24 protein-coding genes are annotated in these 25,144 nt (G+C 54.2%); 8 read left to right on the top strand and 16 right to left on the bottom strand.

What is annotated here, in order from left to right:
* Window positions 1–47: 47 nt before the first annotated feature.
* Window positions 48–1,412, top strand: a complete 1,365-nt coding sequence (locus ACH518_RS12240) for a hypothetical protein (RefSeq protein WP_445370286.1) — start codon at window positions 48–50, stop codon at window positions 1,410–1,412.
* Window positions 1,413–1,438: 26 nt separating this feature from the next.
* Window positions 1,439–1,939 carry a hypothetical protein gene (locus ACH518_RS12235; protein WP_445370285.1) on the top strand — a complete coding sequence of 167 codons (501 nt, stop codon included), beginning with the start codon at window positions 1,439–1,441 and terminating at the stop codon, window positions 1,937–1,939.
* Here the strand turns inward: ACH518_RS12235 and ACH518_RS12230 are convergent.
* Window positions 1,925–2,734, bottom strand: a complete 810-nt coding sequence (locus ACH518_RS12230; RefSeq protein WP_445370284.1) for a DUF2066 domain-containing protein — start codon at window positions 2,732–2,734, stop codon at window positions 1,925–1,927. The two genes, ACH518_RS12235 and ACH518_RS12230, sit on opposite strands and share 15 nt — an antisense overlap.
* A 96-nt stretch (window positions 2,735–2,830) precedes the next feature.
* Between ACH518_RS12230 and purM the strand changes: the two genes are divergently transcribed.
* The 3 genes from purM (at window position 2,831) to ACH518_RS12215 (ending at window position 5,297) form a co-directional block, all read left to right on the top strand.
* Window positions 2,831–3,871 (top strand): phosphoribosylformylglycinamidine cyclo-ligase, encoded by a 1,041-nt coding sequence (purM, locus tag ACH518_RS12225; protein ID WP_445370283.1) that lies wholly within the window; start codon window positions 2,831–2,833, stop codon window positions 3,869–3,871.
* Window positions 3,872–4,028: 157 nt separating this feature from the next.
* The gene (locus ACH518_RS12220; protein ID WP_278212351.1) at window positions 4,029–4,370 is read left to right on the top strand and encodes a zinc ribbon domain-containing protein YjdM; all 342 of its coding nucleotides are present in this window, start codon (window positions 4,029–4,031) and stop codon (window positions 4,368–4,370) included.
* 543 nt (window positions 4,371–4,913) lie between these two features.
* Complete coding sequence (locus ACH518_RS12215; protein WP_445370282.1) at window positions 4,914–5,297, top strand: hypothetical protein; 384 nt, start codon at window positions 4,914–4,916, stop codon at window positions 5,295–5,297.
* A gap of 93 nt (window positions 5,298–5,390) precedes the next feature.
* Here ACH518_RS12215 and trmL read toward each other — a convergent pair whose 3' ends face one another.
* The 3 genes from trmL to secA form a co-directional block, all read right to left on the bottom strand.
* Window positions 5,391–5,873: a tRNA (uridine(34)/cytosine(34)/5-carboxymethylaminomethyluridine(34)-2'-O)-methyltransferase TrmL gene (gene trmL / locus ACH518_RS12210; RefSeq protein WP_445370281.1), complete on the bottom strand. Its 483-nt coding sequence runs from the start codon at window positions 5,871–5,873 to the stop codon at window positions 5,391–5,393.
* Between the two features lie 8 nt (window positions 5,874–5,881).
* A complete protein-coding gene (locus tag ACH518_RS12205) occupies window positions 5,882–8,383 on the bottom strand; it encodes a glycogen/starch/alpha-glucan phosphorylase (RefSeq protein WP_445370280.1) in 2,502 nt (833 codons plus the stop codon).
* A 127-nt stretch (window positions 8,384–8,510) separates the two neighbouring features.
* Complete coding sequence (gene secA, locus ACH518_RS12200; RefSeq protein ID WP_445370279.1) at window positions 8,511–11,261, bottom strand: preprotein translocase subunit SecA; 2,751 nt, start codon at window positions 11,259–11,261, stop codon at window positions 8,511–8,513.
* 350 nt (window positions 11,262–11,611) lie between these two features.
* On the opposite strand from secA, the gene trkA reads away from it, so the two are divergent.
* On the top strand, window positions 11,612–12,967 hold the full coding sequence (gene trkA, locus ACH518_RS12195) for a Trk system potassium transporter TrkA (RefSeq protein WP_140912192.1): 1,356 nt from the start codon (window positions 11,612–11,614) through the stop codon (window positions 12,965–12,967).
* Here trkA and ACH518_RS12190 read toward each other — a convergent pair.
* From ACH518_RS12190 to ACH518_RS12165, 6 genes are read right to left on the bottom strand one after another with little or no spacing between them, the layout of a single operon-like run.
* A complete protein-coding gene (locus ACH518_RS12190) occupies window positions 12,955–13,506 on the bottom strand; it encodes a hypothetical protein (RefSeq protein ID WP_445370278.1) in 552 nt (183 codons plus the stop codon). The two genes, trkA and ACH518_RS12190, sit on opposite strands and share 13 nt — an antisense overlap.
* Window positions 13,497–14,030 (bottom strand): hypothetical protein, encoded by a 534-nt coding sequence (locus tag ACH518_RS12185; RefSeq protein ID WP_445370277.1) that lies wholly within the window; start codon window positions 14,028–14,030, stop codon window positions 13,497–13,499. The genes ACH518_RS12190 and ACH518_RS12185 overlap by 10 nt, the downstream gene beginning before the upstream one ends.
* A gap of 4 nt (window positions 14,031–14,034) precedes the next feature.
* Window positions 14,035–14,409 carry a VOC family protein gene (locus tag ACH518_RS12180; RefSeq protein ID WP_140912195.1) on the bottom strand — a complete coding sequence of 125 codons (375 nt, stop codon included), beginning with the start codon at window positions 14,407–14,409 and terminating at the stop codon, window positions 14,035–14,037.
* A 32-nt stretch (window positions 14,410–14,441) separates the two neighbouring features.
* Window positions 14,442–15,239, bottom strand: coding sequence for a hydroxypyruvate isomerase family protein (locus tag ACH518_RS12175; RefSeq protein ID WP_445370276.1), 798 nt, complete (start codon window positions 15,237–15,239; stop codon window positions 14,442–14,444).
* Window positions 15,240–15,241: 2 nt separating this feature from the next.
* Window positions 15,242–16,120, bottom strand: coding sequence for an NAD(P)-dependent oxidoreductase (locus tag ACH518_RS12170; protein WP_445370275.1), 879 nt, complete (start codon window positions 16,118–16,120; stop codon window positions 15,242–15,244).
* A 10-nt stretch (window positions 16,121–16,130) separates the two neighbouring features.
* Window positions 16,131–16,625: a nucleoside triphosphate pyrophosphohydrolase family protein gene (locus ACH518_RS12165; protein ID WP_140912198.1), complete on the bottom strand. Its 495-nt coding sequence runs from the start codon at window positions 16,623–16,625 to the stop codon at window positions 16,131–16,133.
* 225 nt (window positions 16,626–16,850) lie between these two features.
* Here ACH518_RS12165 and ACH518_RS12160 point away from each other — a divergent pair, with 225 nt between their 5' ends.
* On the top strand, window positions 16,851–19,028 hold the full coding sequence (locus ACH518_RS12160) for a TonB-dependent receptor family protein (protein WP_445370274.1): 2,178 nt from the start codon (window positions 16,851–16,853) through the stop codon (window positions 19,026–19,028).
* Window positions 19,029–19,104: 76 nt separating this feature from the next.
* On the opposite strand, the gene ACH518_RS12155 is transcribed toward ACH518_RS12160, so the two are convergent.
* From ACH518_RS12155 to ACH518_RS12140, 4 genes are read right to left on the bottom strand one after another with little or no spacing between them, the layout of a single operon-like run.
* The gene (locus tag ACH518_RS12155) at window positions 19,105–19,356 is read right to left on the bottom strand and encodes a GIY-YIG nuclease family protein (RefSeq protein WP_278212361.1); all 252 of its coding nucleotides are present in this window, start codon (window positions 19,354–19,356) and stop codon (window positions 19,105–19,107) included.
* 13 nt (window positions 19,357–19,369) lie between these two features.
* The gene (locus ACH518_RS12150) at window positions 19,370–19,642 is read right to left on the bottom strand and encodes a hypothetical protein (RefSeq protein WP_445370273.1); all 273 of its coding nucleotides are present in this window, start codon (window positions 19,640–19,642) and stop codon (window positions 19,370–19,372) included.
* Window positions 19,643–19,653: 11 nt separating this feature from the next.
* The gene (gene rnhA, locus ACH518_RS12145) at window positions 19,654–20,106 is read right to left on the bottom strand and encodes a ribonuclease HI (protein ID WP_445370272.1); all 453 of its coding nucleotides are present in this window, start codon (window positions 20,104–20,106) and stop codon (window positions 19,654–19,656) included.
* A gap of 2 nt (window positions 20,107–20,108) precedes the next feature.
* Window positions 20,109–20,822 (bottom strand): class I SAM-dependent methyltransferase, encoded by a 714-nt coding sequence (locus ACH518_RS12140; RefSeq protein WP_140912207.1) that lies wholly within the window; start codon window positions 20,820–20,822, stop codon window positions 20,109–20,111.
* Window positions 20,823–21,117: 295 nt separating this feature from the next.
* On the opposite strand from ACH518_RS12140, the gene ACH518_RS12135 reads away from it, so the two are divergent.
* Entirely contained in the window at window positions 21,118–22,503 is a 1,386-nt protein-coding gene (locus ACH518_RS12135; RefSeq protein ID WP_445370271.1) for a LysM peptidoglycan-binding domain-containing protein, read from the top strand.
* Window positions 22,504–22,612: 109 nt separating this feature from the next.
* On the opposite strand, the gene ACH518_RS12130 is transcribed toward ACH518_RS12135, so the two are convergent.
* On the bottom strand, window positions 22,613–23,542 hold the full coding sequence (locus ACH518_RS12130) for an HDOD domain-containing protein (protein ID WP_445370270.1): 930 nt from the start codon (window positions 23,540–23,542) through the stop codon (window positions 22,613–22,615).
* 13 nt (window positions 23,543–23,555) lie between these two features.
* Entirely contained in the window at window positions 23,556–24,851 is a 1,296-nt protein-coding gene (locus ACH518_RS12125) for a sigma-54 interaction domain-containing protein (protein WP_445370269.1), read from the bottom strand.
* Window positions 24,852–25,144 lie beyond the last annotated feature (293 nt).

Below are 25,144 nucleotides of genomic sequence, written 5' to 3'. Positions count from 1 at the left end.
GCCGTCTGATGAACACCCCACAACTAGTAGAATAAGGTTCATGTATCATGGCGGAGAAAACGGTAAGCAAGCACCTGATCAATCTCGAGCGGCAATTCGCCGCCAACGACCCGATATTGCAGAAAACCGCAAAAATATTTCAGGACTTGGATGAAATCGAGTTCGAGCTGGGCCTGATCGAGAACGACGAAACCACTGCGCGCAAAACCAGTTGGTGGCCTATCGTCAGCACCCTCGGCGGCTACTCACCAGCCAAATCCGAATTCATCAACCGCTATCTTGGCGTGCAACTGAATACCTCTCGCCACAAATTCACAGTACTACAATATACGCCGCAAGCGACCACAGCCACTTTACCGGGTACCGCGCTGGACGCCGACCACCGCCTGCCGTTTTACCAGATCAGCCGCGTACTCGAACAAACTGCGACTGGAGAGGGCGGTAAAATCAACGCTTATTTGGAGCTAGTCACCGCCAATAGCGCCAAATTGAAAAACAAATTAGTCATAGACGCTCCGGTACTGAACCCCAATCAGGAATCCCAGATTTCGGCTTTGTTACGGAATTACGTAATTGGTATTTCCGATCTGGTTTTGGTATTTACGGATTTGTTCGAAGCCGACGCCGAATTGATCAAAGACACCCTCAGTACCATCGTTGCCCATCAGGATTCAAATAAGTTTCTGTTTGTCGTCGATCATTCCGAGATCAGTATCGACCCAGCCAAAAGCCAGGAAATCGCCGCGTCCTGGCAACGCCGGTTGGCAAACCTTGGCATCCACACCGGCCAGTTTGTGGTGCTCTCGCAATCCGGAGATACCACCCCGTTCGATCATCGGTTCGCTAACATCAACAACGACCGCTCTTACCGGATATTGGATTCGCTGGAAAATAGCATCCTCGCCATCGATCAAGTGATAATGCCTGAAGTGGAAGATGCGCTGAATACCTGGAAAGAGCGCTCCAATGCTTCGAGCTTGATCGTGTTGAGCTTCATTATCATGCTATTGCTGTTTGCCGAAATCGCAGTCGGCATACTCGACTTGGTGTTCGACCCGATCATAGGCCCGATCATGGTCCTGGCGCTGCTCGCGATCATGACGCCGCTGCATATGATTGTCAGTCGGGTTAATGCCAAATTCGTCATAAAACAACTGCTGAAGCGTCAAGCTCAACTCAACTTGAGCGAAGATCTTGTCGGCTTATTCGAGAAGAGCCTGGGATTCTGGAGAACTTTGCTGCCGATCACCGATCCAGTCGGCAGAAACAAAAAGAACCGGAAACGCCTGCTCGGCCTGATTGAGCAGAGCAAGGATCTGATCCAAGCGCTGAACGACCAGTTCAGCCACTTACAACAACAGGATTACCGAGGCCCTTACGACGCCTACCCGTATTCCGAAACGGAAGAATAAACCACAACTGTTAGGACACCGAGACGATGGACATCATCAGACAGTATTTTCCGCTGTGCTGGCTCAATGTCTCGGTCCTCAATCTGCCGGCCTCACCTCGTTTCTTTAAGCACAATCTGATTTTCTATTTCTCAATCGTGTTCTTCGTCCAATTCAACATGGTTGACGATATCGATTCGATTTTCGAGGTGATGCTGGAGACTTTGCTGACTTTAGCCTTTATTGCGCTGGTATTGCTAACCAACGGCACTTTCGGCGATTTTATTAAAGTGTCGTCGGCGATATTGTTCTGCGAGAACGTAGTGGCGCTGTTCCTGGCGCCGATCCTGTTTTGGGTGACCGTTGCCGAAGATACGCCCAGCTACATGACGCTAAGCTTGTTTTTACTGTGGGACTTGATCATTATCGGCAGGATTTTCAAAGACGCTTTGCACATCAACAATACGGCCGGCTTGGTGATGTCTCTTTTCTATTTTTTGATCAGCTACGGCGGCGCCTACGGCCTTTACAGCTTATTGATTGGCTGAGGGCTTAACACCGTAATAATTGGACAGCACTCGATAAGCGCCTTCGGCGCCGGCAACGGCGGCCGCTTTCAAAGGCAAGCATTCGCCATTCCATTGCTTGATCTTGCCGTCGAAATAAAACGCCCATTCCCCTTGCCAGCAACCGCCTTTTTTGGCGATGCGCCCGGCCATGACCGAGGTCACTTCGTAACGTGCGGAAACGGCCAGCAAATTGCGCGAATCGGCACTGAGGACTTCGCTGACCGAAATCTTTTGCTGCTCTTCCAGATCCAACATCGGATAAATCATCGGAATACCTTTGATTTTGGCGGCAAAGGCCAATGCGCTTTCCACTTCCGGCATGGCGTCGGCGTTATAAAACTGGCGTACGCCGTCTTCGTCGACTACCAGCCAGACCAAGGTTTCCGGCCGGATCTCACTCCAGATCCCGACATGGCTATCGCGCATGACTTGCATCAATTGATCTTCGTCGAATTGCACCCGAATCAAGCGCGCCTCATTGTCCGGTTGCTCGTCAGCCGCGATCAGCGAAAATTGCGATTGTTTGACATAGTTTTGCGCACTGGCCAACGCTTGCTGCACCGCCGGAATTTTGGAAATGTCGTCCGCTACCAACACCCGGCTCAATACCGCATACATAGCCTGCTTGATAGCTTGCAGCCTGTCCTCGGCCGATTGGCTGCGGGCCACCAGTTCGATTTCATAAAGCCCCTTGACCTCAACGGCATCGGCAGTTACGACTCCGCCCAACAAACCCCATACCAGCAAACCCCAACGCACGGATTTACGTTTCATAAAAACCTTGCTCACTCGCCTACCCTGACTCAGCATTAATTCGGAATATAGTACAATATCGGTCGTTTCAACCTGAACTTTAACAAGAGGCCAACATTGAGCGAACAACAAGACCGCCTGGATTACAAGAGTGCCGGTGTCGATATCGAAGCGGGCAACGCTTTGGTGGAACGCATCAAACCCATCGCTGCCAGAACCCGTAATGCAGGCGTGATGGCCGGCCTTGGCGGCTTTGGTTCGCTATTCGAATTGCCTCTGGACCGCTACAAACAACCGGTGCTGGTTTCCGGCACCGATGGCGTCGGCACCAAATTGAAACTGGCCCTGGATTTAAATATCCACAACAGCGTCGGTATCGACTTGGTGGCAATGTGCGTCAACGACATCGTCGTGCAAGGCGCGGAACCGCTGTTCTTTCTGGACTATTTCGCAACCGGCAAATTGGCGGTCGATACCGCAGCCAGCGTTATCGAAGGCATAGGCCTGGGCTGCGAGCAAGCCGGCGCCGCTCTGGTCGGTGGCGAAACCGCGGAAATGCCGGGCATGTACGCCGATGGCGACTACGACTTGGCCGGCTTTTGCGTCGGCATCGTCGAAAAAGACCGCATCATAGACGGCAGCTTGGTTCAAGCCGGCGACAAACTGATCGCCCTGGCCGCTTCCGGTCCGCACTCGAACGGCTACTCGCTAATCCGTAAAATTGTGGCACGCAGCGGACTCGCCTGGACCGACGAGGTAAACGGCAGACCGCTCGGTGAGACCTTGCTGACCCCGACCCGGATATACGTCAAACCGCTGCTGGAGTTGCTAAAAACGATTCCGGTCCATGCCATGGCCCATATCACCGGCGGCGGTATCACCGAGAACTTGCCGCGAGTATTGCCGGAAGGCCTGCAAGCCAATATCGACCTGAGCAGTTGGCAATTACCGGAAATCTTTCAGTGGCTACAGCAACAAGGCAACGTTGCCTTGGAAGACATGCTGGTAACATTCAACTGCGGCATCGGCATGATCGTTTGCGTCGCCGCCGTCGACGAAGCGGCCACGTTACAAATATTGCAACAGCAAGGCGAAACCGCATTTACCATCGGCGAGATTGGCGTGGGCAACGGCAAACCACACGTTAAATACCGCTGACCAATCGATGCCGCCGCTGGCAGTGATGTTTGCTGGCGCGGCACCCGCCCCTGCGCAGGCCACACCGAAGAACGGCCTAGGCCAATCTGCCACAAGCACAGGACTAGCTCAATACGGCTGTGCTCAGCTTTTATCAAGAACGGAACGACCGAAATCAATGAACGACTTACCCAATTGCCCGCAGTGCGGGTCCGAATACACCTATCACGACGGTAACAATTTCGTCTGCTCGTTATGCGCTCACGAATGGACTCAGGACGCCGCCGACGCCCATAGTGACGACCTCAAGGTCATCAAAGACGCCAACGGCAATCTGCTGCAAGACGGCGACACGGTCACCGTAATCAAGGACCTGAAAGTTAAAGGTTCGTCGCTGGTGGTCAAAGTCGGCACCCGTGTCAAAAACATCCGCTTGGTCGAAGGCGACCACGACATCGATTGTAAGATCGACGGTATCGGCGCGATGAAGTTGAAATCCGAATTCGTAAAAAAAGCTTAATTCGGCCGGCCTAACCGGATTGCGAGGCGCAAAAAAAACGCCCTGCTTGGATTTCCAACTAGGGCGTAATGTCCACACTTGAGAACAGGTAGGAGTAACAACACACGCTTTAGTTAAAGCAAAGTTAATGCCAAGTCAAAAATACGTCGCGCCAAGCCTTTTTTGCTCCTTTGCGCGATGAATCAACTCGGAAAACGCACCAAAACCACGCAATGCCGGGCAAAATTGCACCAAAAACAAGCTTCACCGTGAGCCGAATCGCCAAACTTGTCGAACCGATGTCGATCGGCCGCCATCATTCGGTCGAATACATGTTCGGCAGCTCTCCGATTAGGCTATTCCGACACTCAATAAATTTCGCTTGCCCTTGACTGCTGAACAGGGCGGAGTGTTCGCCGCTTCGGCCTTAGACGCGCTCTATCCGCCTGGAGCCTCAGAGATGGCCTAGCCCAGTTTTACAGCCCGCCACCTATTTGGCAGGGCAATTTGTACAGCACCGGCGTGTTAAATTACTATGTGGGAATACAACCGACGAGGACAATCATGACCAAAACCGAAGCCATTCTGAACAAGGGCCAACCGCTTTTCGAGGACAATTCCTACATCCTGTTGTGGACCAAATTTTTGGGCCTGGGCCTGTTAGCGTTCACCTCTTACTACGTTTACGACAAACAGAAGAAGCTGCTGATCAAACTCAACGGCCGGGAGAAAACCTATCTAATGGGGGTGTCTTATTACTTGACCAACCAGCACGGACTCAGCCCGAGAGCGGTAATCGAAAATACCAGCCTGTTCAAAGATATCTGCCGCGCGATTGCCGACCGCAAAGGCGGATTTTATCAAAACTTATTTTCCGAAAAATCTAAAGACCAAGCCAAGAATTACGCGGCGCAAACCTATCGGAAACACAAGAACGGTAAAGACTAGGATTTGCGACCGGGTAGAATCCCGGCTTATATGCTCGCCCACCTCAGTCTCAACTCGCCGAACTAAAATCAGGAAAAGGACCGAAGCCGGCAGTTAAGGTAAACGCGGCTTGATCACAGCGTCCGGGAAGCCCAACTGCTTCATCGCTTCGTAAAGTACGATTGCGACAGTATTGGAGAGATTCAGACTACGGCTTTCCTGACGCATCGGCAGATACAATTGGTACTGGGCCGGATGTTCGGCGAGGAACGACATCGGTAAACCGCGACTCTCCGGACCGAACAACAGCGCGTCACCCGATTGAAAACGGACTTCGCTGTATACTTCCGAACCCTTGGTGGTCAACGCGAACAACCGTTTGGGCCTGCTTTTTTCGACGTAATCCGCCAACGAAGCATATTGGCGAATACTCACCCATTCGTGATAATCCAGCCCGGCTCGCCGCAGCCGTTTGTCGTCCAGATCGAAGCCCAACGGCTGAATCAAATGCAGATGTGCGCCCGTATTGGCGCAAAGCCGGATAATATTGCCGGTATTGGCCGGGATCTCCGGCTCGAACAGAACGATATCCAGCATCGCTGCCTTTAATTGTCGACCTTAACCGGTTCCAGTTTCCAGATATCGCGATTGTATTCGCTGATAGTACGGTCCGTGGAAAACTTGCCGCTGGCGGCGGTGTTGATAATACTCATTTTGGTCCAGCGCTCTTGATCGCGGTAGGCCAATTCCACCCGGCGTTGAGCATCAATGTAGCTGCGAAAATCGGCAATCGTCATCCACGGGTCGTGCGGGCTTTTGATCGAACCGATGATATCGTCGAAAATGCCCGGCTCGAATTGATTGAAATGGCCGCACTCAAGCAGGCGCATGACTCCTTGCAGATCGCTATCCTGATTAATATAGGGCTGCGGATCGTAATGCGGACGCAAGGCCTCCACTTCAGCTTCGGTCAAGCCGAACAGGAAAAAATTCTCAGCACCGACTTCCTCGCGAATTTCAATGTTGGCGCCATCCAACGTACCGATAGTCAAGGCGCCGTTCATCATGAACTTCATGTTCCCAGTACCGGACGCTTCTTTACCCGCCGTCGAAATTTGCTCAGACAGGTCGGCACCGGGGCAGATTTTTTCCATGGCCGATACGCAGTAATTCGGCATGAACACCAGTTTCAGTTTATCGCCGACGTCAGGATCGTCGTTGATCACATTCGCCACGTTGTTGATCAACTTGATGATTTTTTTGGCCATCACGTAGCCGGGCGCGGCTTTGCCGCCGATCAGCACACAACGGTCGACCCAGTTGGCCGTATCGCCGCGCTTGATCCGGTCGTAGAGATGGATCACGTGCAATACATTCAGAATCTGGCGTTTGTACTCGTGAATGCGTTTGACTTGCACGTCGAACAAAGCATCGACATTGATTTCGATATCGTGCTCTTCTTTCTTGTAATCGACCAGTCGTTGCTTACTGGCACGATTGAGCTCGTACCACTTCTTGCGGAACGCGGCATCCTCAGCATAAGGCCTGAGTTTGGCAAGTTGCGACAAATCGGTGACCCAGGCGTCTCCAATCGTCTCGGTAATCAATTGCGCCAATTCAGGGTTGCAGCCTGCCAGCCAACGCCGCGGCGTTACGCCGTTGGTTTTGTTATTGAATTTTTGCGGCCACAATTCGTAAAAGTCTTTGAACAGGCCGTCCTTCAGCAACTTGGAATGCAGTTCGGCCACGCCATTGACCGAAAAACTGCCGACAATGGCCAAAAACGCCATGCGCACTTGTTTTTGATGACCTTCCTCAATGATCGACATCCGGGCCATCCGGGCGCCATCCCCAGGCCAACGCGCCGAGACCTCGGACATGAAATGAGCATTGATGTCAAAAATAATCTCCATCAAGCGCGGCAACAGGGTTTGCATTAAGCGCACCGACCATTTTTCCAGCGCTTCGGGCAACAAGGTGTGGTTGGTATAAGCCATCGTACTGCGGGTGATACCCCAGGCCTCCTTCCAGGACAGGCCGTGAATATCCATCAACAGACGCATTAATTCGGCGACAGCGATGCTGGGATGGGTGTCATTCAGCTGAAAACAGTTTTTCTCAGCGAATTTAGCGAAATTATTGCCGTGACGGCCGACCCAGTTGGCAATCACGTCCTGCAAACTGGCAGACGCCAGTAGATACTGCTGTTGCAGGCGCAGAGCCTTGCCGTTTTCGTTGGCATCGTTCGGATACAACACCATCGTGATGTTTTCGGCCGTATTTTTTTCGGCCACCGCCTCGGCATAGTCGCCGGCATTGAATTCCTGCAGATTGAACTCTTCGGTCGCAATCGCTTTCCACAGCCGCAGAGTGTTGACCGTGCCGTTTTTATAACCCGGCACCGGCGTGTCGTATGGCATAGCCAACACGTCGTGAGTATCGATCCAACTAGTACGCTTGTTGCCTTTTTCGTCGATATGGCTTTGGGTCCGGCCGCCGAATTTGATCCGATGCATGTATTCCGGGCGCTCGATTTCCCAAACGTTGCCCATTCGCAGCCAGTGGTCCGGGCGCTCGATCTGCTCGCCGTTGACGATCTGCTGAGAAAACATACCGTATTCGTAACGCAAACCGTAGCCGGTGACCGGCAATTGCAAGGTGGCACAGCTATCGATAAAACAAGCCGCCAACCGCCCCAGGCCGCCGTTACCCAATCCGGCATCGGGCTCGCTTTCCACTAATTCTTCCGCTTCTAAGCCCAAATCGTACAAGGCTTGCGTGACGACATCGTCTACGCCTAAATTCAACATCGCGTTACTCAACGAGCGGCCGATCAGGAATTCCATCGACAGATAGAACGCTTTTTTACAATCGGAATCGCGATAAACGTTGTAGGTTTTCTTCCAGCGCTCAACCAAGCGGTCACTGATGGCTAGAGACAGCGCTTCATAGGCGTAGTGGGGCGAACGGCAATTTTCGTCGCGGCCGAGGCGGTGGCTGTAGTAGTGTTTGAAATCGGCGATGAAATGCTTTTTTTCCATGCCGAGTTTCGGCAATTTGGTGATATCGGCGGCGGGACTGCTTTTATGAAAAACTCTATGCGGCATAGTGATTACCTCTGGAACTAGTGAACTATTAAGCCTCGAGCCGCAATCGCGGGCGGCGAGCCGAGCTCTAAACTCCGAGCACCGAGTCGGTGCGGTGCCGCGCTTGCTAGCGGCACCGCAATCCCGATCACTCTAGCTTACCATGGCACTGCTTGTACTTTTTACCCGATCCGCAGGGACACGGATCATTACGGCCGACCTTGGCGCCGTGACGCACGAAAGGCTGTTCCGCCAAACCGGACTCTGACTCCGGTTCCTGCGCGGCTGGAGCCGGTGCAGTCTCTTCAAATACGGATTGGGCTTCGGCGTGTTCGAAATGCATTTCCTGCGGCGCCTGACGCTGCTCGTCGATGGCCTGCACGTCTTCTTCGCGCGCGATCTGCACTCGGGCCAAAATCATCACGACTTCGTGCTTGATGTGGTCCAGCAAGCTGTTGAACATTTGGAAGGATTCGCGCTTGTATTCCTGCTTCGGGTCCTTTTGCGCGTAACCGCGGAAATGGATACCTTGACGCAATTGATCCATTGCGGCCAAGTGTTCTTTCCAGGCGTTGTCCAGGACTTGCAGCATGACCGATTTTTCGAAATGGCGCATGACTTGCGTCCCGACGGTCTGCTCGCGGCGCAGGTCTTCTTCCGCGGCCTTTTCCACAATCAGCTCGCGCAATTTTTGCTCGTTCAAACTGCGGTCGCTATCCAACCACTCGCCCAGCGGCAAGCTCAAATGAAACTCTTGCTGCAAATGGGCTTCCAGACCACGCACGTCCCATTGCTCTTCCATCGTCTTCGGCGGAATGAACTGGGTAATCGCGTCGTTCAACACGTCGGCGCGAATCGCAGTGATAATGTCGCTGATATCCTCAGCTGCCATCAATTCATTACGCTGCGCGTAAATCACCTTACGCTGGTCGTTGGCGACGTCGTCGTAAGCGAGAATTTCCTTGCGGATATCGAAGTTACGGTTCTCGACTTTGCGTTGCGCGCTTTCGATAGACCGCGTCACCCAAGGATGTTCGATCGCTTCGCCCTCTTCCATGCCCAGCTTCTGCATCAGCGACGCCACCCGTTCCGACGCGAAAATCCGCATCAAATCGTCTTCCAGCGACAAATAAAACCGGGTCGAACCAGGATCGCCCTGCCGGCCCGAGCGGCCGCGCAATTGGTTGTCGATCCGCCGCGATTCGTGACGCTCGGAGCCGATCACGTGCAGACCGCCGCTGGCCAACACTTGCTCGTGCCGATCCAGCCAAGCACCGCGAACCCGCTCTTTGTCGGCTTCGCTGGCGTCAGGCCCCAGCGCATCAAGCTCGGCATTCAAGTTACCGCCCAAAACGATGTCGGTGCCGCGGCCGGCCATGTTAGTAGCAATCGTGACGGCGCCGGGCAAACCGGCCATTTCGATAATGTGCGCTTCGCGCTCGTGTTGTTTCGCGTTCAAGACTTCATGCTTGATGCCCTGCTCGCGCAGCATCGCCGAAATCCGTTCGGAATTTTCGATCGAGGTGGTGCCGACCAAGACCGGTTGGCCGCGCTTGGCGCAGTCCTTGATATCTTCGATCACGGCTTTGTATTTCTCGCGGGCCGACAGATAGACCAAATCGCCCATGTCCTTACGAATCATCGGCCGGTGGGTCGGAATCACCACGACTTCCAGACCGTAGATTTTATTCAGCTCGAAAGCTTCGGTGTCGGCGGTACCTGTCATACCGGACAACTTATGATACAGGCGGAAATAATTCTGGAAGGTAATCGAAGCCAGAGTCTGGTTCTCGTTTTGAATCGGCACTCCTTCTTTGGCCTCCATCGCTTGGTGCAAACCCTCGGACCAACGCCGACCCAGCATCATCCTGCCGGTAAACTCGTCGACGATAATGACTTGGCCGTCTTTGACCACGTAATCGACGTCGCGCTGGAACAAGACATGCGCCCGCAACGAGGCGTTCAAGTAATGCATCAAGCGAATGTTGACCGGGTCGTACAAAGTGGAGCCTTCCGGAATCAAGTCTTGCTCGGTCAGCAAACGTTCGACTTTCTCGTAACCGGCTTCGGTCAGGTGAATTTGCCGCTGTTTTTCATCGACCGCGTAATCGCCCGGCATCTTGTCTTGCTGCTCCGGATCCTCGGCTTTTTCCTGCTTGGTCAGATGCGGAATGATGCGGTTGGTAATCGAATAGATGTCGGTACTACCCTCGGCTTGACCGGAAATAATCAACGGCGTTCTGGCCTCGTCGATCAGGATCGAGTCCACCTCGTCGACGATGGCAAAATGCAACTCGCGCTGGACTTTCTGTTCCAGGCTAAACGCCATATTGTCGCGCAGGTAGTCGAAACCGAATTCGTTGTTGGTGCCGTAGGTGATATCTGCCGCATAGGCAGTTTTACGTTGTTCGTGGTTCAAATCGCTGACAATGACGCCGGTGGTCAATCCCAGAAATCCGTAGAGCCGCCCCATCCACTCCGCGTCGCGCCGGGCCAGATAATCGTTGACGGTAACGACGTGTACGCCTTTGCCGGGCAAGGCGTTCAAGTATGCGGCCAAGGTTGCCATCAAGGTTTTACCCTCGCCGGTTTTCATCTCGGCAATCTTGCCGCTGTGCAACACCATACCGCCGATCAACTGCACGTCGAAATGGCGCATGCCGAAAACGCGGGTGGAAGCTTCGCGGACCGCGGCAAAGGCCTCCGGCAACAAATCGTCGAGTTTTTCACCCTGGGTCAAGCGATCGCGGAACTCTTGCGTTTTAGCCTGCAAAGCGGCGTCGGATAATGTTTCGTACTCGGCGGCCAGCGCATTGACTTTCTTGACCAGCTTGCGTTTCTTCTTGACCAGCCTGTCGTTGCGGCTGCCAACTACCATTTTAACCAGCTTACCCAGCATGATACTTCCAGTGTGAGAGTGAACCAAAGTTTGCGATTATAAACGTTATGAGGCGGCAATGACCAGAAAACAAGCCTAACGCACTGGGCCGGCCGACGGCTTACATAGCGAACGAGGCCGGTTTGGCCCGGTTGTTTGCGCAGGTCGAAATCGTTGGCAAACGCTAATCCCAGCCCCGTTTTATACCAGCACCGCCAGCGCCGGTATCCGCAGGCAATTCGGCGCCGCCAAGCACGGGTTTTAGCATGGACATGCCGGGCGATAGGCGTATAATCCGCGGCCTTTAACCCAGCTGGCTTAGCATCTAGCGGAATCTGTCCGCCAAGCCCTTATCCCCGGCGTTACGTGTCATGAAAATAGTTATATTAGGTGCCGGCGTGACCGGCTCATCGGTTGCCGGCGCCCTGGCCAGCGAAGAAAACGATATCGTGGTTATCGACAAAAACCCGAGCCTGCTAACCGAACTGAAGGGACGCCTGGATATCGCCACCATCGAAGGCAACGCTGCCCATCCGAGTATTTTGGAACAAGCCGGCATCCGCGACGCCGACATGGTGATCGCCGTCACCGACCGCGACGAAACCAATATGCTGGCCTGCCAGGTGATCAACACGCTGTACAGCAAACCCAAAACCATCGCCAGGGTGCGAGCGATCGACTTCCTGAACCATCCGCAATTATTCCAACCCGGCGGCATCGATATTGTCATCAGCCCGGAACAGGTCGTCACCGAATCCATCCACAATCTGATCAAATACCCCGGCGCACTGCACGTTTCCGAATTCGCCGACGGTTTAGTCCGTTTGTTTTCGATCCGGGTAGTACCGACCGGTTTCCTGACCGGCAAACGCATCCACGCCGTCAAAGAAAAACTGGCCGACAGCATGATCCGGGTTGCGGCGATCTTCCGCGACGGCAAGGCAATCGCGGTTAACGGCGAAGCAGTCATCGCCAGCGGCGACGAAGTGTTTTTCGTCTGCCCGCGCGAGAAAGTCCTGAAGACCCTGATCGACCTGCACAAGCTGGAATCGCCAATCAAAACGATCATGCTGGCTGGCGGCGGCCATGTCGGAAAGCGTCTGGGCATCGCCTTGCAGCACAATTACCAGGTCAAAATCATCGAAAAGGATATCAACCGCGCCCGGGAAATCGCCAACGACCTGCGCCGCACCCTGATTTTGCACGGCGATTGCACCGACGAATCCCTACTGCAGGAAGAAATGATCGAGAACATCGACCTGTTCTGCGCGATTACCAATAACGACGGCATCAACCTGATCGCTGCCGGCCTGGCCAAGAAACTGGGCGCGAAAAAATCGATCTGCCTGGTCAACAATAACTCTTATTTGAAACTGCTGGACGGCAGCGATATCGATTTGGCGATTCAACCCAAACTTGAGACGCTGGGCGGCATTCTGAAGCACGTCCGCAAAGGCGACGTGGTCGGCGTCAGCTCGGTATGCGGCGGCAGCGCCGAAGCCATCGAGGCCATAGCCCACCGCAGCAAGAACTCTTCATCGGTAGTCGGCTTGCGCGTCGATCAGGTCAACTTACCCGACGGCGTGATTCTCGGCGCTTTGATTCGGGAGAAGGAAGTGATTCCGGTCCATCACGACACTGTGTTCGCCGAAGGCGACCACGTAGTGATGTTCGCGCTGAATAAAAAGCTGATTAAAGATATCGAAGAGTATTTTCAGCCGATCTGATTTTCGAAATCGGCATCGATACAGGCCAAAGCCCGCTGCGGCAGGCCTTCGGCCGTGTCAGACTGTAACGACGCCCGACTGTCTTCGTGAACAGCCGTCATGAACTGCAACAGTTGCATTTCAATCTGCAATTTCTGCTGCGGTTCGTCAGTCTCCCACATCCGGTTCAGCAACTGTTTGGCGTGGTGATGGATCGTGAATGCGACCGCTTCCGGCAAGTGACCGTAGCTAAGGCATAGCGAGTCTTTCAATTTATCCAGCGACTGCAAATATTGCTGGTAATCCTGCAAATCTTGCCGACAACGGGTTTTCAGCATCGCCAGTTCATTCTGGTTGCGTGCCTTGTTCAAAGCCAATTCGTGCGCGAGTTGCTGGCTGCGTTTTTTTAATTCCGCCACCAGTTCCTGCTCAGCCAAAGCTTGTTCGCGGCGCAGTTGCACCAGGTCGTCCTGCCGGGACAAGCGCCAATGCAGATTGTCGTCGCTACTACGCCGCCAAAACGTCAAGGCTTCCGCCAACCAGCGCCGCATCACGGACATGGCAATTGTTTGCGCAATGCCAGCATCGCGGCTGCATCCGCCTGCTTGTAATGTTGCCTTAGCGATTTGCACAGTGCCTTATAAGTCGCAGCGGGCACCCGCTTGCGGACCGCCGCCAGCTCAGCTGCAATAGCCTGCCGTAATTGCCGCAAATGTTTACGGTTGTTTGCGGCAGAGATACGCCCGCGCTCAAGTTGCATCCGATAGCGCAGTTGCCGCGCCTCCGCAGCGGCGCGCAAGCCGGCGTCACTGAGTTGGTTGCGCAACGCCCACCAACAGCGAATTTCCGCGGCATCGCGCCGAAAATAGCTACGCAACTCCCGATACAGCGCTTTTGCCAAAGCAATCAGACCAAGCACTCCCAACCCAACCAGCGCAAGTAATAGAAACTTACTCGCTACAGCGTAAAAAAAACCGGCCAGTAAAGCCAAGCCAAGCCGAAAACAGAAAAAACCGGTTACAAACAACAACATAGCCAGACTGCCAACGGTCAACCCCAGGTACATGATGCGCCCTAATCGCATACACTCAAGCCCGCTCGATGAACTCCAGCGCATTACCGTCGCGATCCCGGCAAAACAAGGCCCGACGTCCGGAAATACTTAGCGTATAAGCAACACCGGACGCCTCCAAATCGCTCCGCAACGCGTCCACCGAATCGATATGCATCGCCACGTGGCGGTCGCGACCACCGTGGGCCGGCCGACCGGTAGTCGGATCCGGGTTTTCCAGCTCCAACAAATGGATCTGCTGGTCGCCGATTGCCAGCCAGGCGCCCGGAAACGGCAACGGCGGACGTTCGATAAGCTGCATGCCGAGTACATCCCGATAAAAACGCAGCGACTGCTCGGTATCGGAAACAATCAGACTGGCATGGTGAATCGTGAAGTTATGCTTGGACATATTTCTGGTCTAACAATTGGACAATACTTGGATTATACCGCGCGAATATTGCCTGCCGAGCAGCTTTTCAGCCAAGCGAGGCTATCGGCGGTTACTGCGCTTGGCCGGTATTCGGCTCCGGTCCAGCCAGCGTAATCGGAATCGCGAATAATTTGGAACAAGGCTGAAAAATCCACTGCCCCGCTACCCGGTTGGCCGCGTCCCGGACAGTCGGCAAACTGGATATGGCCGACCTGACCAATGTGGCGACGCAGAAAATCGGCGCAATCCTCGTCCATCCGGCTCATGTGATAAATGTCGTATTGCAAACACAATTGCGGATGATTCAAGTCGTGCAGTATTTTCAGCATCTGCGCGCTGCTATCGACAATAAATCCCGGCATATCGAAACTGTTCACCGCTTCGAAAACGGTGATGATATCTCGCTCAGCAAACACCCGAACGGCGTAATCCAGGTTTTCCAGAAAGGTTGCCCGGTATTCGGCCAACCGTTCCGAGTTCAGGCAGCGGCCGGGCAACACGTTTATCGCTCCGGGCCGCAACACTTCGGCATAGCCTAGCGCCTGTTCGACTGCTCGTTGAAAATCCTGCCGCTTTTCCGGCACCGCGGCGAGACCTTCGCCGCCTTGCAACAAGGTATCGGCATCGACATTGAACAACACCAGCCGCAAGCCGTGGTCATCCAATAGCTGCCGCAATTCCGCGACCGGAACGCTGTAGGGGAACTGAATTTCAACCGCATCGAAACCGTTGGCCTTGGCGGCCGCGAACCGTTGCGGCAACGGATATTCGTTAAATAGCAGGCTGAGATTGGCCGAAAACTGCAACATGGTTAAGATCGGAGATATTGCTTGACCAAGGTCGAAGGGTCCTGCTCCAGAAATCCGCGACTGCCGTGCAATTGCATCAGTTGCGCCGCCAGCCCGGACATCGGCACCGCGCTGCCCTGCTTGGTAGCCAGTTCGGCCGCCATGTTCAAATCCTTCAGCAAGGTTTTAACCCGCCACTTCACCGGTTCGAAACGCTCTGCCGCCATTTCCGGCCCCACGATTTGCAAGGGTTTGGAATCGGCGAAACCGCCGGCCAAAGCTTCCGGTATTTTGGCCGAGTCAACGCCGGCCGCTTTGGCCAGGGCCATCATTTCCGCAATCACCAGTACATTGCAACTGACGATCATTTGATTGCAAATCTTGGTGGTCTGGCCGCTACCGACCGGCCCCATATGAGTCAGGCGGCTGTATAAAGGCCGCAGCACCTCGCGCGCAAGGGCAATATCGGCCGCATCCCCTCCCGCCATGATGGCCAAAGTTCCTTGCTCGGCGCCGGCGGTGCCGCCGGAAACGGGGGCATCGATCCAAGCCATGCCGCACGCGGATTCCAATTCACGGGCCAGCCGCCGGGTGGCTTCCGGGTCGATACTGGACAAGTCGATCAGCAATTTACCGGGACCGCCGTTGTCCAATATTTGGCTTGCGACAACCTGTTCTACGGCGGCGGTATCCGACAAACACAAAATTGTCACATCGACTGCACGCACCAGTTCGGCAACGGAACCGCAAACCACGGCACCGGCCTCAGCTACCGGCTTGGTTTTTTCCCAATTTCGATTCCAAACCCAAACTTGGTCACCAGCTTGCAGCAGGCGCAACACCAACGGCCGGCCCATCAGGCCGATGCCGACGAAACCTAATTTGTAGGGTCGCCCAAGCATAGTAGCCCGCTTATTCGAACAAAGCCGGACTCAAGTCGATCCGTACCGAATCGCCCTGCCCACTTAATAGATGGCGCTGCAAAATTTGGAAGGCCTGGTCGAAATCGGCATTGACGAAACGCTGCGCCAGATGCACGCAGATGGAATACAAACCCGAGTAATGCACGGTTTCGCCCGATGCGCATTGGTTGACCTTATCGGATAAAACCCTGACCACCGACAAGACCGAACCGTCCTGGCGCCAGTTGGCCGCAACTGTCACCACATCGTCGCCGCGGGTCGCAATGGCCGCCAATGCGTTGAACGCCAAGTCCACCAAACCGGCCAGTATTTTTTCCAGATCGCCGGCGGCAATCGCTTTAAAGGTGTCGCTGGCGCAATCCAGCAACAAAGCCTGGCGTAGGACAATATCCATATCCGAAAGACGGCCGGCATCGCCTTCTTCCGGTTGGACGATGCCGAAAGTGTCGTGAAAAGCCCTGACTTGTTGCAGATGTTTATTCATCGTTTTCCCCAAACTTAACAAATGACCGGGCATGGTACAGGGCTAAAAATAAAACAGCAAAAAATCCAATCCAATGCGGCGCAAGACACTCACGCCACCACTACCAAAATGAATGGTAAATAATATGCATTATCATTTACCTTTTGCATTAAGGAACGTATACTTCCGTTAACTTTGGTAAATACCCTACTTGTCTTATAGAAACTACCGATGCGGATCAACACCATGCCGAAAAAATATTCACACCTTTTGATACCCGGTCAAATCGCCATACTCCTCGGCCATTCTCCGATTTTGCTCGCAGTACCCGCCGCCGAAGATTCTGAGCTGGAAATGCCGGTGGTGGAAATCGTCGATTCCGCGGAAACCCTGCAAAAAATCCCCGGCACCATCAATGTACTGACCCAGGAAGAGTTGTTCGAAAGCCATGTGTTTAACGTCAACGAGGCGTTGCGAAAAATCCCTGGCGTCAATGCCCGCGACGAGGAAGGTTTCGGCATGCGGCCCAACATCGGTATCCGCGGCATGAACCCCACCCGCTCCACCAAAACCTTGTTATTGGAAGACGGCATCCCGCTCTCGTACGCTCCTTACGGCGATAATGCCAGTTATTACCATCCGCCGATCGAACGTTTCGCCAGCATCGAAGTGTTGAAGGGTCCGTCGCAAATCTTGTACGGCCCGCAAACCATCACCGGCACTATCAACTATCTGACGCCGAATCCGCCTAGCAAGCCCGGCGGTTATCTAAGCTTTACCGGCGGTACCCGCGACTTTTACGACGGCCATTTCAACTATGGCGGCACGGTCGGCGATTTCGGCGGTCTGGTCGATATCACTCACAAAGAAAGCCGCGGCGCCCGCGACAATACCCATTCCGACATCAACGATTTCAACATTAAAGGTGTCTACGATATCGACGCGAGCAATGCCCTGACCATTCGCGCCAACTATTTCCAGGAAGACTCGCAATTGACCTATTCCGGCATCACCGACGCCGAAATGCGCAACTTCGGGATTCGCTACAACCCGTTTAAAAACGACCGGATGATGACCGACCGCTGGGGTACTTCAGTCACCCACCAGTACAGCATCAACAATAACGCAACGTTGACCACCAATGTCTATTGGTCGCATTTCCATCGCGACTGGTGGCGCCAAGCCAGCACGACCACCGACAACCAGTGCGGCTTCAATACCGCCAGACTCAATGGCGTCGCGGTCAATCCCGACGCTTGCAACTCGATTCAGGGCCGGTTGCGGGATTACTACAGCTACGGCGTCGAACCGCGTCTCCATGTCAACCACAAAACCCTGGGCGTCGACAACGAACTCGACATCGGCTTCCGCGCCCACTTCGAAGAACAGCAGCGGATTCAGGAAAATAAACAATTTTTGACCGGCACGATAACCTCGTTCGCCGAACGTAACGAGCGCGAAACCGATGCCTACTCCGGCTTCGCCCAAAACCGGTTCATACTCGGCGATTGGAGTTTGACGCCGGGCGTTCGTATCGAACACGTCGATTTTCGCCGACTGAACAAACTCACCAACGCTGCCGGCGATACCACGCTGACCGAAATCTTGCCGGCGTTCGGTATCGCGCATACGCCGAACGACAAGATCACCACCTTTTTCGGTTTTCACGGCGGCTTTGCCCCGCCGCGCGCGGAGGATACGCTGAGCAATGTCGGCACCGTCGTGGACGTCGGGCCGGAGAAAAGTTGGAATTACGAGGTGGGCGTCAGGACCAAACCATATAAAGGCGCCAAATTGGATGCCACCTTGTTCCACGCAGATTTCTTGCAGCAAAACGCAGTCGGCAGCATCGCCGGCGGTTCCACCCCGCTGGCCGCCGGACAGGCTCTATATCAGGGCGCCGAACTGTCGGCCCGCCAGGACTTCGGCCCGTTGTTCGACAGCGATCATAACGTTTACCTGCAAGCCGCTTACACTTGGGTCGGTACTGCCGAGATGACTTCCGCTTTCCGCTGTCTGGCCACCGGCACCGATTGCAATAACGACACGGCGCGTGCGATGGCCAACGGCAACTTTGTCGGCAACCGCCTGCCCTACTCGCCGGAACACAACCTGACTACCACCATCGGCTATGCCCATCCCAGCGGCTTCGATCTGCATCTGGAAACGGTTTACGTCGGCGAACAATTCAGCGATTTTGCCAATACCGGCACGGCGCCGGTCAACGGTAACGGCCAAACCGGCAAAATCGACGACTATGTAGTGTTAAACGTCGCCACCACCTATCACGCCAAACCGATCAACACCGATTTCTTCGTATCGCTGAAAAACCTGCTCGACGAGACTTACATCGTCGACAGGACCCGCGGCATTCTGCCGGGCTCGCCGCGTTTGGTCCAAGCCGGTTTTAAAGTCAATTTTTGATAACAAGCCGGCCAACTTGCGGCTGACAGGGACGTAGCCGCGAGGGCAATTGCAAACCCACCGCAAACTTGTCCGCTTAGCGGGCCGATTGCAGCATTGCCAGCTTTTCGACCCGCGCCATGCGTTTGATCTCGGCTTCCCGCCGGCTGGCGGTCACCCTATCGTGTTCCGACTCCGTGTAAACGATCCGAAGCGGCTGCTTGGACCTGAAATACTTGGCGCCAGTGCCGGTCAGATGCTGGCGAAACCGCCGTTCGACATCGGTAGTGATGCCGGTATACAGACTACCGTCACAACATTCGATGATGTAAACCGACCAAACTGCCATCGCACCGGCCGGGTCAAGCCGGCTTATTCAACCAGGCATTGACGGCCAGCGCCGCCGCCGCACCAAACGCGATGTAAGCGTACTGCACTATAAAAACCAACACGCCGTTTTGAGTGTGGCTGGCAGTGTCCTTGATCGCGGGCGTCACGACCAGCGTCCACAATACCGCCGCCAAAAAATAGACCACTACCCCGGACACCGCCCAGGAAATCGCCGGCCGGCCCGAGCGCGCGGCCGTGTTGTAAAACCATACTGCGATTAACGCCGCCGCTACCGAACCTATCATGTATCACCTGTTTAATTATTGAGTAACCCGGCAACCGGGGGAATACCCAGGTTTGCCAACTGGTCGGCGCGTTCATTGCCGGGAACGCCGGCATGGCCCTTGACCCAGACCCAATCAATCCGATGGCGTTGGATCGCCGCATCCAGACGCTGCCACAATTCAACGTTTTTCACCGGCTGATTGGCAGCCGTTTTCCAAGCGCGTTTTTTCCAGTTGGGCATCCACTCGGTAATACCCTGCAACACGTATTTAGAATCGGTATACAGCTTGACGCTGCAAGGTTTATTCAAGGTTTCCAAAGCTTGAATCGCCGCCATCAATTCCATCCGGTTATTGGTGGTTTCTGCCTCTCCGCCGAACAACTCTTTGCGGTGAGCCTTATAGTCCAGGCACACCCCCCAGCCGCCGGGCCCCGGATTGCCCTTGCACGCGCCGTCAGTGTATATGTTGACCGTTTCCGCCATGTTTATGAATCCTCGTGTGAGCGCGACTCCAAGCCCGCCGCCGCAGTCGCTAATTTGGTTTTACGCCGTTTTTCGACGGTCAGGGGGATCAGGGTATATTGTCTCTTTACCGCTCTAATGCCGTACGCCATTGCAAACAACGCAGCGAATCCGGTTTGGAACTTGCCGTGGGAAATGGTGTAACTATCCAGACCGAACTCGGCCGCAGTCAACAGCTCGAAATTCATCAATTTTAACCAATCCAACATCCGCGATTTACTGATGAAATGCGCGCGCCAGGAATCGGCCATTTTTCGGTCCCACAGAAACTGAAACCGAACCGCCAGACTAAACGGACTGAAATTCAATACCACCAATTCGCCGCCCGGCTTCAGCACCCGGTTGACCTCGCGCAGAGTCTGGAACCGGCGCGCATCGAACTCGAGTATATGCGGCAAAATCACCAAATCTATCGACTCGGTCTGTATCGGCAAGCTAAAGGCCTTAGCGGCCACTTTAAGCGCGTCGGCATCGCCCAACGCCTTGCCGTCGAGAATCAGATAATTGCGGTAAAGCGAAAAGTCGACGAACTCTTTCTCCCAGCCCAGTCCGCCGATTTGCAATTGGTTTTGTTTGCAACTGACGGTAATAGAGCGTTTCAGGTAACTGGCCTCCATGGTTTGCAACAGCTTCCCCCTTGGGGTTTCGTATAGTGCAAACAAGAATTGTCTTTTCATCTATTCAACCGATAAGGCTATGTTTTTTGGCTATTTTAGAAAGCCATGCTACGATCTAATTTTTTTATTTTAGCGAGTTCAGACAATGCCCCGCTCAATTTCTAAAAAATCAGCCCGTCATCTGTCTTATCTACTACCTATTTTGCTGGTTACAGGTTGTAGCCAACAAGCCCAGAAAGATCATCTGACCCAGTCTTCCACGAGTAAGTTTTCCGTATTTACCCGCAATGGCAAAGCTATCAGCTCGACTAAGAAGCAGGAAGCAGCCAAAGAACATAACACGCTGTGGGACAGAATGTTGTCGCTGTATGCATTGCCTGAAATCGACCACCCCCGGATAGACCGCGAAGTGAACTGGTATCTGCGTAATCCGGACTATCTGTCCCGAGTCCAGCAGCGGGCGGAACCTTATCTGTATTTCATATTGAACGAAATCGAAGCCAAAAACATCCCCGGCGAGCTGGCCTTGTTACCAGCGGTGGAAAGCGCTTTCCGCCCGGATGCAATGTCGCCGGCGCAAGCATCGGGCTTGTGGCAGTTTATTCCGCCCACCGGCAAGCTTTACGGCCTGAAACAAAACAGCTGGTACGACGGCCGCCGCGACGTGGTCCAATCGACCCAGGCCGCCACCACGTTCTTAAAAGAGCTCAGCGAAACCTTCAATAACGACTGGCTGCTGGCGCTGGCGTCTTACAATGCCGGTAAGGGCAACATCAAGAATGCCGTGGACCGGAATGTTGAACGCGGCCAACCCACCGATTTCTGGTCACTGGATCTGAATAACGAAACCTCGGCTTACGTACCCCGGCTGCTGGCGATCGCCAAAATCTTTGCCAATCCGGAGAAATACAACGTCAACTTACACCAATTCGCCAACCAGCCTTACTTTGAACTGGTCGACGTCAAATCCCAGATCGATCTGGGTAAAGCCGCGGAATTGGCGCAAACCCCATTGGACGATTTTTTGAAGCTGAATCCGGGTTACAACCGGTGGAGTACCGATCCGAACGGCGCCCAGCACTTGCTGATTCCGGTCGACAAAGCCGATAAATTCAAGGAAAAACTGGCGGAACTGCCGCACGAAGAACGCATCCGCTGGGAACACCATACGGTGGGTAAAAAAGAGACGCTGAAAAGCATCGCCAGCAAACACCACACCACGGTCGACGAAATTGCCAGCGTCAACCACTTGGAAGACGAATCGGTGGCACAAGGCAAAATCTTGCTGATTCCGGCGTCCAACCAATCGCAAAAAGGCGAAGCTACCAGCCTAGCCTCGTCGGCACCGGCATCCCAAACCTCTGCGCCGATACCGGCCGGCAAGCAGGTGTATACGGTCAAAAAAGGCGACACTTTGTCCGGCCTGGCTCAGCATTTCGCGATCGATCAGGATGACATCATCAGCTGGAATAAGCTATCGAAAAAAGCCGCGTTAAAACCCGGCCAAAAACTGACCATCAAAAAGACCAGCGGCAGTATTACCGTCGCATCGACGGCACCAGCCATCAAACAAATCAGTTACACCGTCAAACCGGGCGATACGCTGGGCCAAATTTCGAAAAAATTTAACGTCAACGTCACCGAATTGCGCAAATGGAACAACGTGCCGCGCAACAAAGCCGACCTAAAACCCGGATCGAAACTGAAAATCCTGGTCGAAACCAGCCATTCTTCAACCTAATCCCAAATGCGACCCGATCCTGGCACCCTCGGAATCCGGGGGCCGGGTCGAATTGTAAGCACACCAAGCGTAACCGGGAATCAACGCCGCTTGCCTGTAGCGGCAGTGCTTAGTCCGTCAGCTGTTCGGCCGTTGCCAGAATATAACTGATCTCGTCGTTTTGGCTGTCGAGAATACGTTCGCACACCGCCTCGTCCAAGCCCAACAGCGTCGGCACGTCGTCGGGACAAGCCTGATTCGCCGCATCGCCTATCCCCAACTTGCCCAACAGACAATCGCTGTAAAAAGTCAGCAAATTCAGCACGTGATGCTCGCCGCGATAACAAGGGTTATGGTGGTGGTAAACGATATCGGTGATTGTGCGCGGCATCGACCAGACATTCATTAACCAAGCGCCGATTTCGGTGTGATTCAAACCGAACGCGAAATTTTCCAGGTTAAAGATCGCCAAATTCGGATTTGCGTTGATCAGGCCGCTCAGATAGTTGAATTCGTCAGGGAACCGATGCCCCAACAACGGAAAGCCGATATTGTGCATCAAGCCGGCCAGAAACAGTTCTTGGGAACTCGGCCGCATCGTCTCCGGCATCGCCGCCGCCAATTGCGACATTAAACGAGTACTGGCCAAAGCGTGAGTCCAGAACATCCGGGTCCCGATCTGCCCTTCCTTCGGCGATTTCAGCGGCGCCAGCACCGCCAGGCCCAGCGCCAGATCCAGTACGAAATTAAATCCCAGAACCCGGCTAATCGCGTCGTGTACGGTCGTGATCTTGCCGCGGTAGCCGTACAACGAAGAACTGGCCCAACGGATGATTTGCGCCGTCAATAGCGGGTCCAACTCAATGATTTCAGCCAATTTGGCGACATCGGCATGCGGATCGCCGATCAGATTCAATATGCGCATCGCACTGCCCGGCAACGGCGGCAACGCTTTGATCTGGGAAATCATTTCCCGCATATCCCGCGGCGGCGTGAAACCGTTACGTTGCTGGTTACCGATGTTGTCCAGCGTCCAGTTGATCAAATTGGATTCCATCATCGCGTCCCGTGGCCTAGTTCAAGTGCAGCCGGTTCAATTTCCGGTAAAGCGTTCGTTCACTGATATTCATTTCGGCCGCTATCAGCTTGCGGTTGCCCTGATATTTTTTCATCAGACTGCCGATAAATTCCGCCTCGTACTGCGCCAAGCCGGTCAGGGCTGTTGGCTCGCGTTGCTCGGCAACGCCGTTTCCGGTCTCAGCGATCTCGGCCGGACGCTGCATAAAGTGAATGTCGGTGTCTTGAATCTTGTGTTCCTTACACAAACCGGCGGCCAGTTGTAGACAATTGCGCAACTCGCGGATATTCCCCGGCCAATCGTATTGGATCAACTTGACCAACGCCGCTTGCGTCAGGCTGTAACACCCATCTCCCACCGCGAGTTGCCCCAGGAAATGGTCGATCAATATCGGCAGGTCCTGCTTGCGCTGGCGTAACGGCGGCGTTCCCACCGGAAACACCGACAATCGGTAGAATAAGTCCTCGCGAAACCGGCCGTTTTTGACCATTTCCGCCAAATTCCGATGCGTAGCACAAACCACTCTGACTTTCGCTTTTTGCATCGTGGTACCGCCCACACGACGAAATTGACCGCTTTCCAAGGCCCGTAACAACTTGGGTTGTTGCGACAACGGCAAATCGCCGATCTCGTCGAAAAACAAAGTGCCATTGTCAGCCAATTCGAATAGGCCTTTCTTCGCCGCGGTGGCGCCGGTAAACGCGCCTTTTTCATGGCCGAACAACTCGCTTTCGAACAAGTCTTCACCCAGGATGGTGCAATCGACAATCACGAATTCGCCATTCGCCTGCTTGGAGTTCCGGTGGACAAACTCGGCGGCCAACTCTTTGCCGGTTCCGGTCTCGCCGAGCAGCATTACCGCAGCTTGAGTATCCGCAGCCTGGCATAACCGGGTTTTAAACTCGGTAAAGGCTGGCGACTTACCTACCATCAAGGTCTCAGACTCTACAGACGGGCCTTTGTGCAATGGTGTCTGCACTTCCCCCAGATACAGCGTGGCATCGGCATCCAACAGCGGAAAACCGCGTACATTTAACGAGGACGGCGCCTCTGGATTACTGTAATCGGGATAGACCCCCGCATACGATTCCAAGGTTCTGAACATTTTCCGGTGCCGGCAATCGCTGTTGTCCGGACAGCACGGTTTACCTACCCGACTCTGCCGGGAAGCGCCGAACCCCAATTCCCAAGCCCGATTGACGGCTACCACATTCAAACCGGCATCGACGATAACCAGCGGCAAGTCGTGTGTTTCCAGCAAGGATTCCAGGGTAAAAGCATTTTGCGGCATACGCTCCATTCCGGCAGTTTTGATAGAAAAATCGGCAACCTTACGCCGCTAGACGGCAACGGCGGGATACGACCGTATCAACCAGCCCAAGGCCGCTCCCAGCAATCGGAGTAAGCATAACCCATAAGCGGAAAGTGGTGGCGAGGCGCGGAAAATATTCGCTCAAGTACCTTCGCCGGCCCTGTCGGCAAGCGAGCTGATATTTCGCCGCCTACGCGACTATTGAATTAAAGAAAGGAAGTTGGGAACACGCGCGAGAAACGGCGGTCGCGCCGCCAAAGGTATTCTCGGCG

The organism is Methylomonas sp. HW2-6 (assembly GCF_052474525.1).
The sequence above is the reverse complement of the archived record's forward strand: the minus strand, read 5'-3'. Positions and strand labels throughout refer to the sequence as shown.

Excerpts from the sequence above, each read along its gene's own strand:
- ACH518_RS12205 (WP_445370280.1), bottom strand. The coding sequence starts at position 8,383 with ATGCCGCATAGAGTTTTTCATAAAAGCAGTCCCGCCGCCGATATCACC.
- ACH518_RS12180 (WP_140912195.1), bottom strand. The coding sequence starts at position 14,409 with ATGTCCAAGCATAACTTCACGATTCACCATGCCAGTCTGATTGTTTCC.
- ACH518_RS12155 (WP_278212361.1), bottom strand. The coding sequence starts at position 19,356 with ATGGCAGTTTGGTCGGTTTACATCATCGAATGTTGTGACGGTAGTCTG.
- ACH518_RS12230 (WP_445370284.1), bottom strand. The coding sequence starts at position 2,734 with ATGAAACGTAAATCCGTGCGTTGGGGTTTGCTGGTATGGGGTTTGTTG.
- secA (WP_445370279.1), bottom strand. The coding sequence starts at position 11,261 with ATGCTGGGTAAGCTGGTTAAAATGGTAGTTGGCAGCCGCAACGACAGG.
- ACH518_RS12185 (WP_445370277.1), bottom strand. The coding sequence starts at position 14,030 with ATGCGATTAGGGCGCATCATGTACCTGGGGTTGACCGTTGGCAGTCTG.
- trmL (WP_445370281.1), bottom strand. The coding sequence starts at position 5,873 with ATGCTGGATATCGTTCTGTTCGAGCCGGAGATCCCGGCCAATACCGGC.
- trkA (WP_140912192.1), top strand. The coding sequence starts at position 11,612 with ATGAAAATAGTTATATTAGGTGCCGGCGTGACCGGCTCATCGGTTGCC.
- ACH518_RS12130 (WP_445370270.1), bottom strand. The coding sequence starts at position 23,542 with ATGATGGAATCCAATTTGATCAACTGGACGCTGGACAACATCGGTAAC.
- ACH518_RS12170 (WP_445370275.1), bottom strand. The coding sequence starts at position 16,120 with ATGCTTGGGCGACCCTACAAATTAGGTTTCGTCGGCATCGGCCTGATG.
- ACH518_RS12165 (WP_140912198.1), bottom strand. The coding sequence starts at position 16,625 with ATGAATAAACATCTGCAACAAGTCAGGGCTTTTCACGACACTTTCGGC.
- ACH518_RS12150 (WP_445370273.1), bottom strand. The coding sequence starts at position 19,642 with ATGATAGGTTCGGTAGCGGCGGCGTTAATCGCAGTATGGTTTTACAAC.
- ACH518_RS12215 (WP_445370282.1), top strand. The coding sequence starts at position 4,914 with ATGACCAAAACCGAAGCCATTCTGAACAAGGGCCAACCGCTTTTCGAG.
- ACH518_RS12190 (WP_445370278.1), bottom strand. The coding sequence starts at position 13,506 with ATGTCCGTGATGCGGCGCTGGTTGGCGGAAGCCTTGACGTTTTGGCGG.
- ACH518_RS12175 (WP_445370276.1), bottom strand. The coding sequence starts at position 15,239 with ATGTTGCAGTTTTCGGCCAATCTCAGCCTGCTATTTAACGAATATCCG.
- ACH518_RS12235 (WP_445370285.1), top strand. The coding sequence starts at position 1,439 with ATGGACATCATCAGACAGTATTTTCCGCTGTGCTGGCTCAATGTCTCG.
- ACH518_RS12135 (WP_445370271.1), top strand. The coding sequence starts at position 21,118 with ATGTTGTCGCTGTATGCATTGCCTGAAATCGACCACCCCCGGATAGAC.
- rnhA (WP_445370272.1), bottom strand. The coding sequence starts at position 20,106 with ATGGCGGAAACGGTCAACATATACACTGACGGCGCGTGCAAGGGCAAT.
- ACH518_RS12240 (WP_445370286.1), top strand. The coding sequence starts at position 48 with ATGGCGGAGAAAACGGTAAGCAAGCACCTGATCAATCTCGAGCGGCAA.
- ACH518_RS12125 (WP_445370269.1), bottom strand. The coding sequence starts at position 24,851 with ATGCCGCAAAATGCTTTTACCCTGGAATCCTTGCTGGAAACACACGAC.
- ACH518_RS12160 (WP_445370274.1), top strand. The coding sequence starts at position 16,851 with ATGCCGAAAAAATATTCACACCTTTTGATACCCGGTCAAATCGCCATA.
- ACH518_RS12220 (WP_278212351.1), top strand. The coding sequence starts at position 4,029 with ATGAACGACTTACCCAATTGCCCGCAGTGCGGGTCCGAATACACCTAT.
- ACH518_RS12140 (WP_140912207.1), bottom strand. The coding sequence starts at position 20,822 with ATGAAAAGACAATTCTTGTTTGCACTATACGAAACCCCAAGGGGGAAG.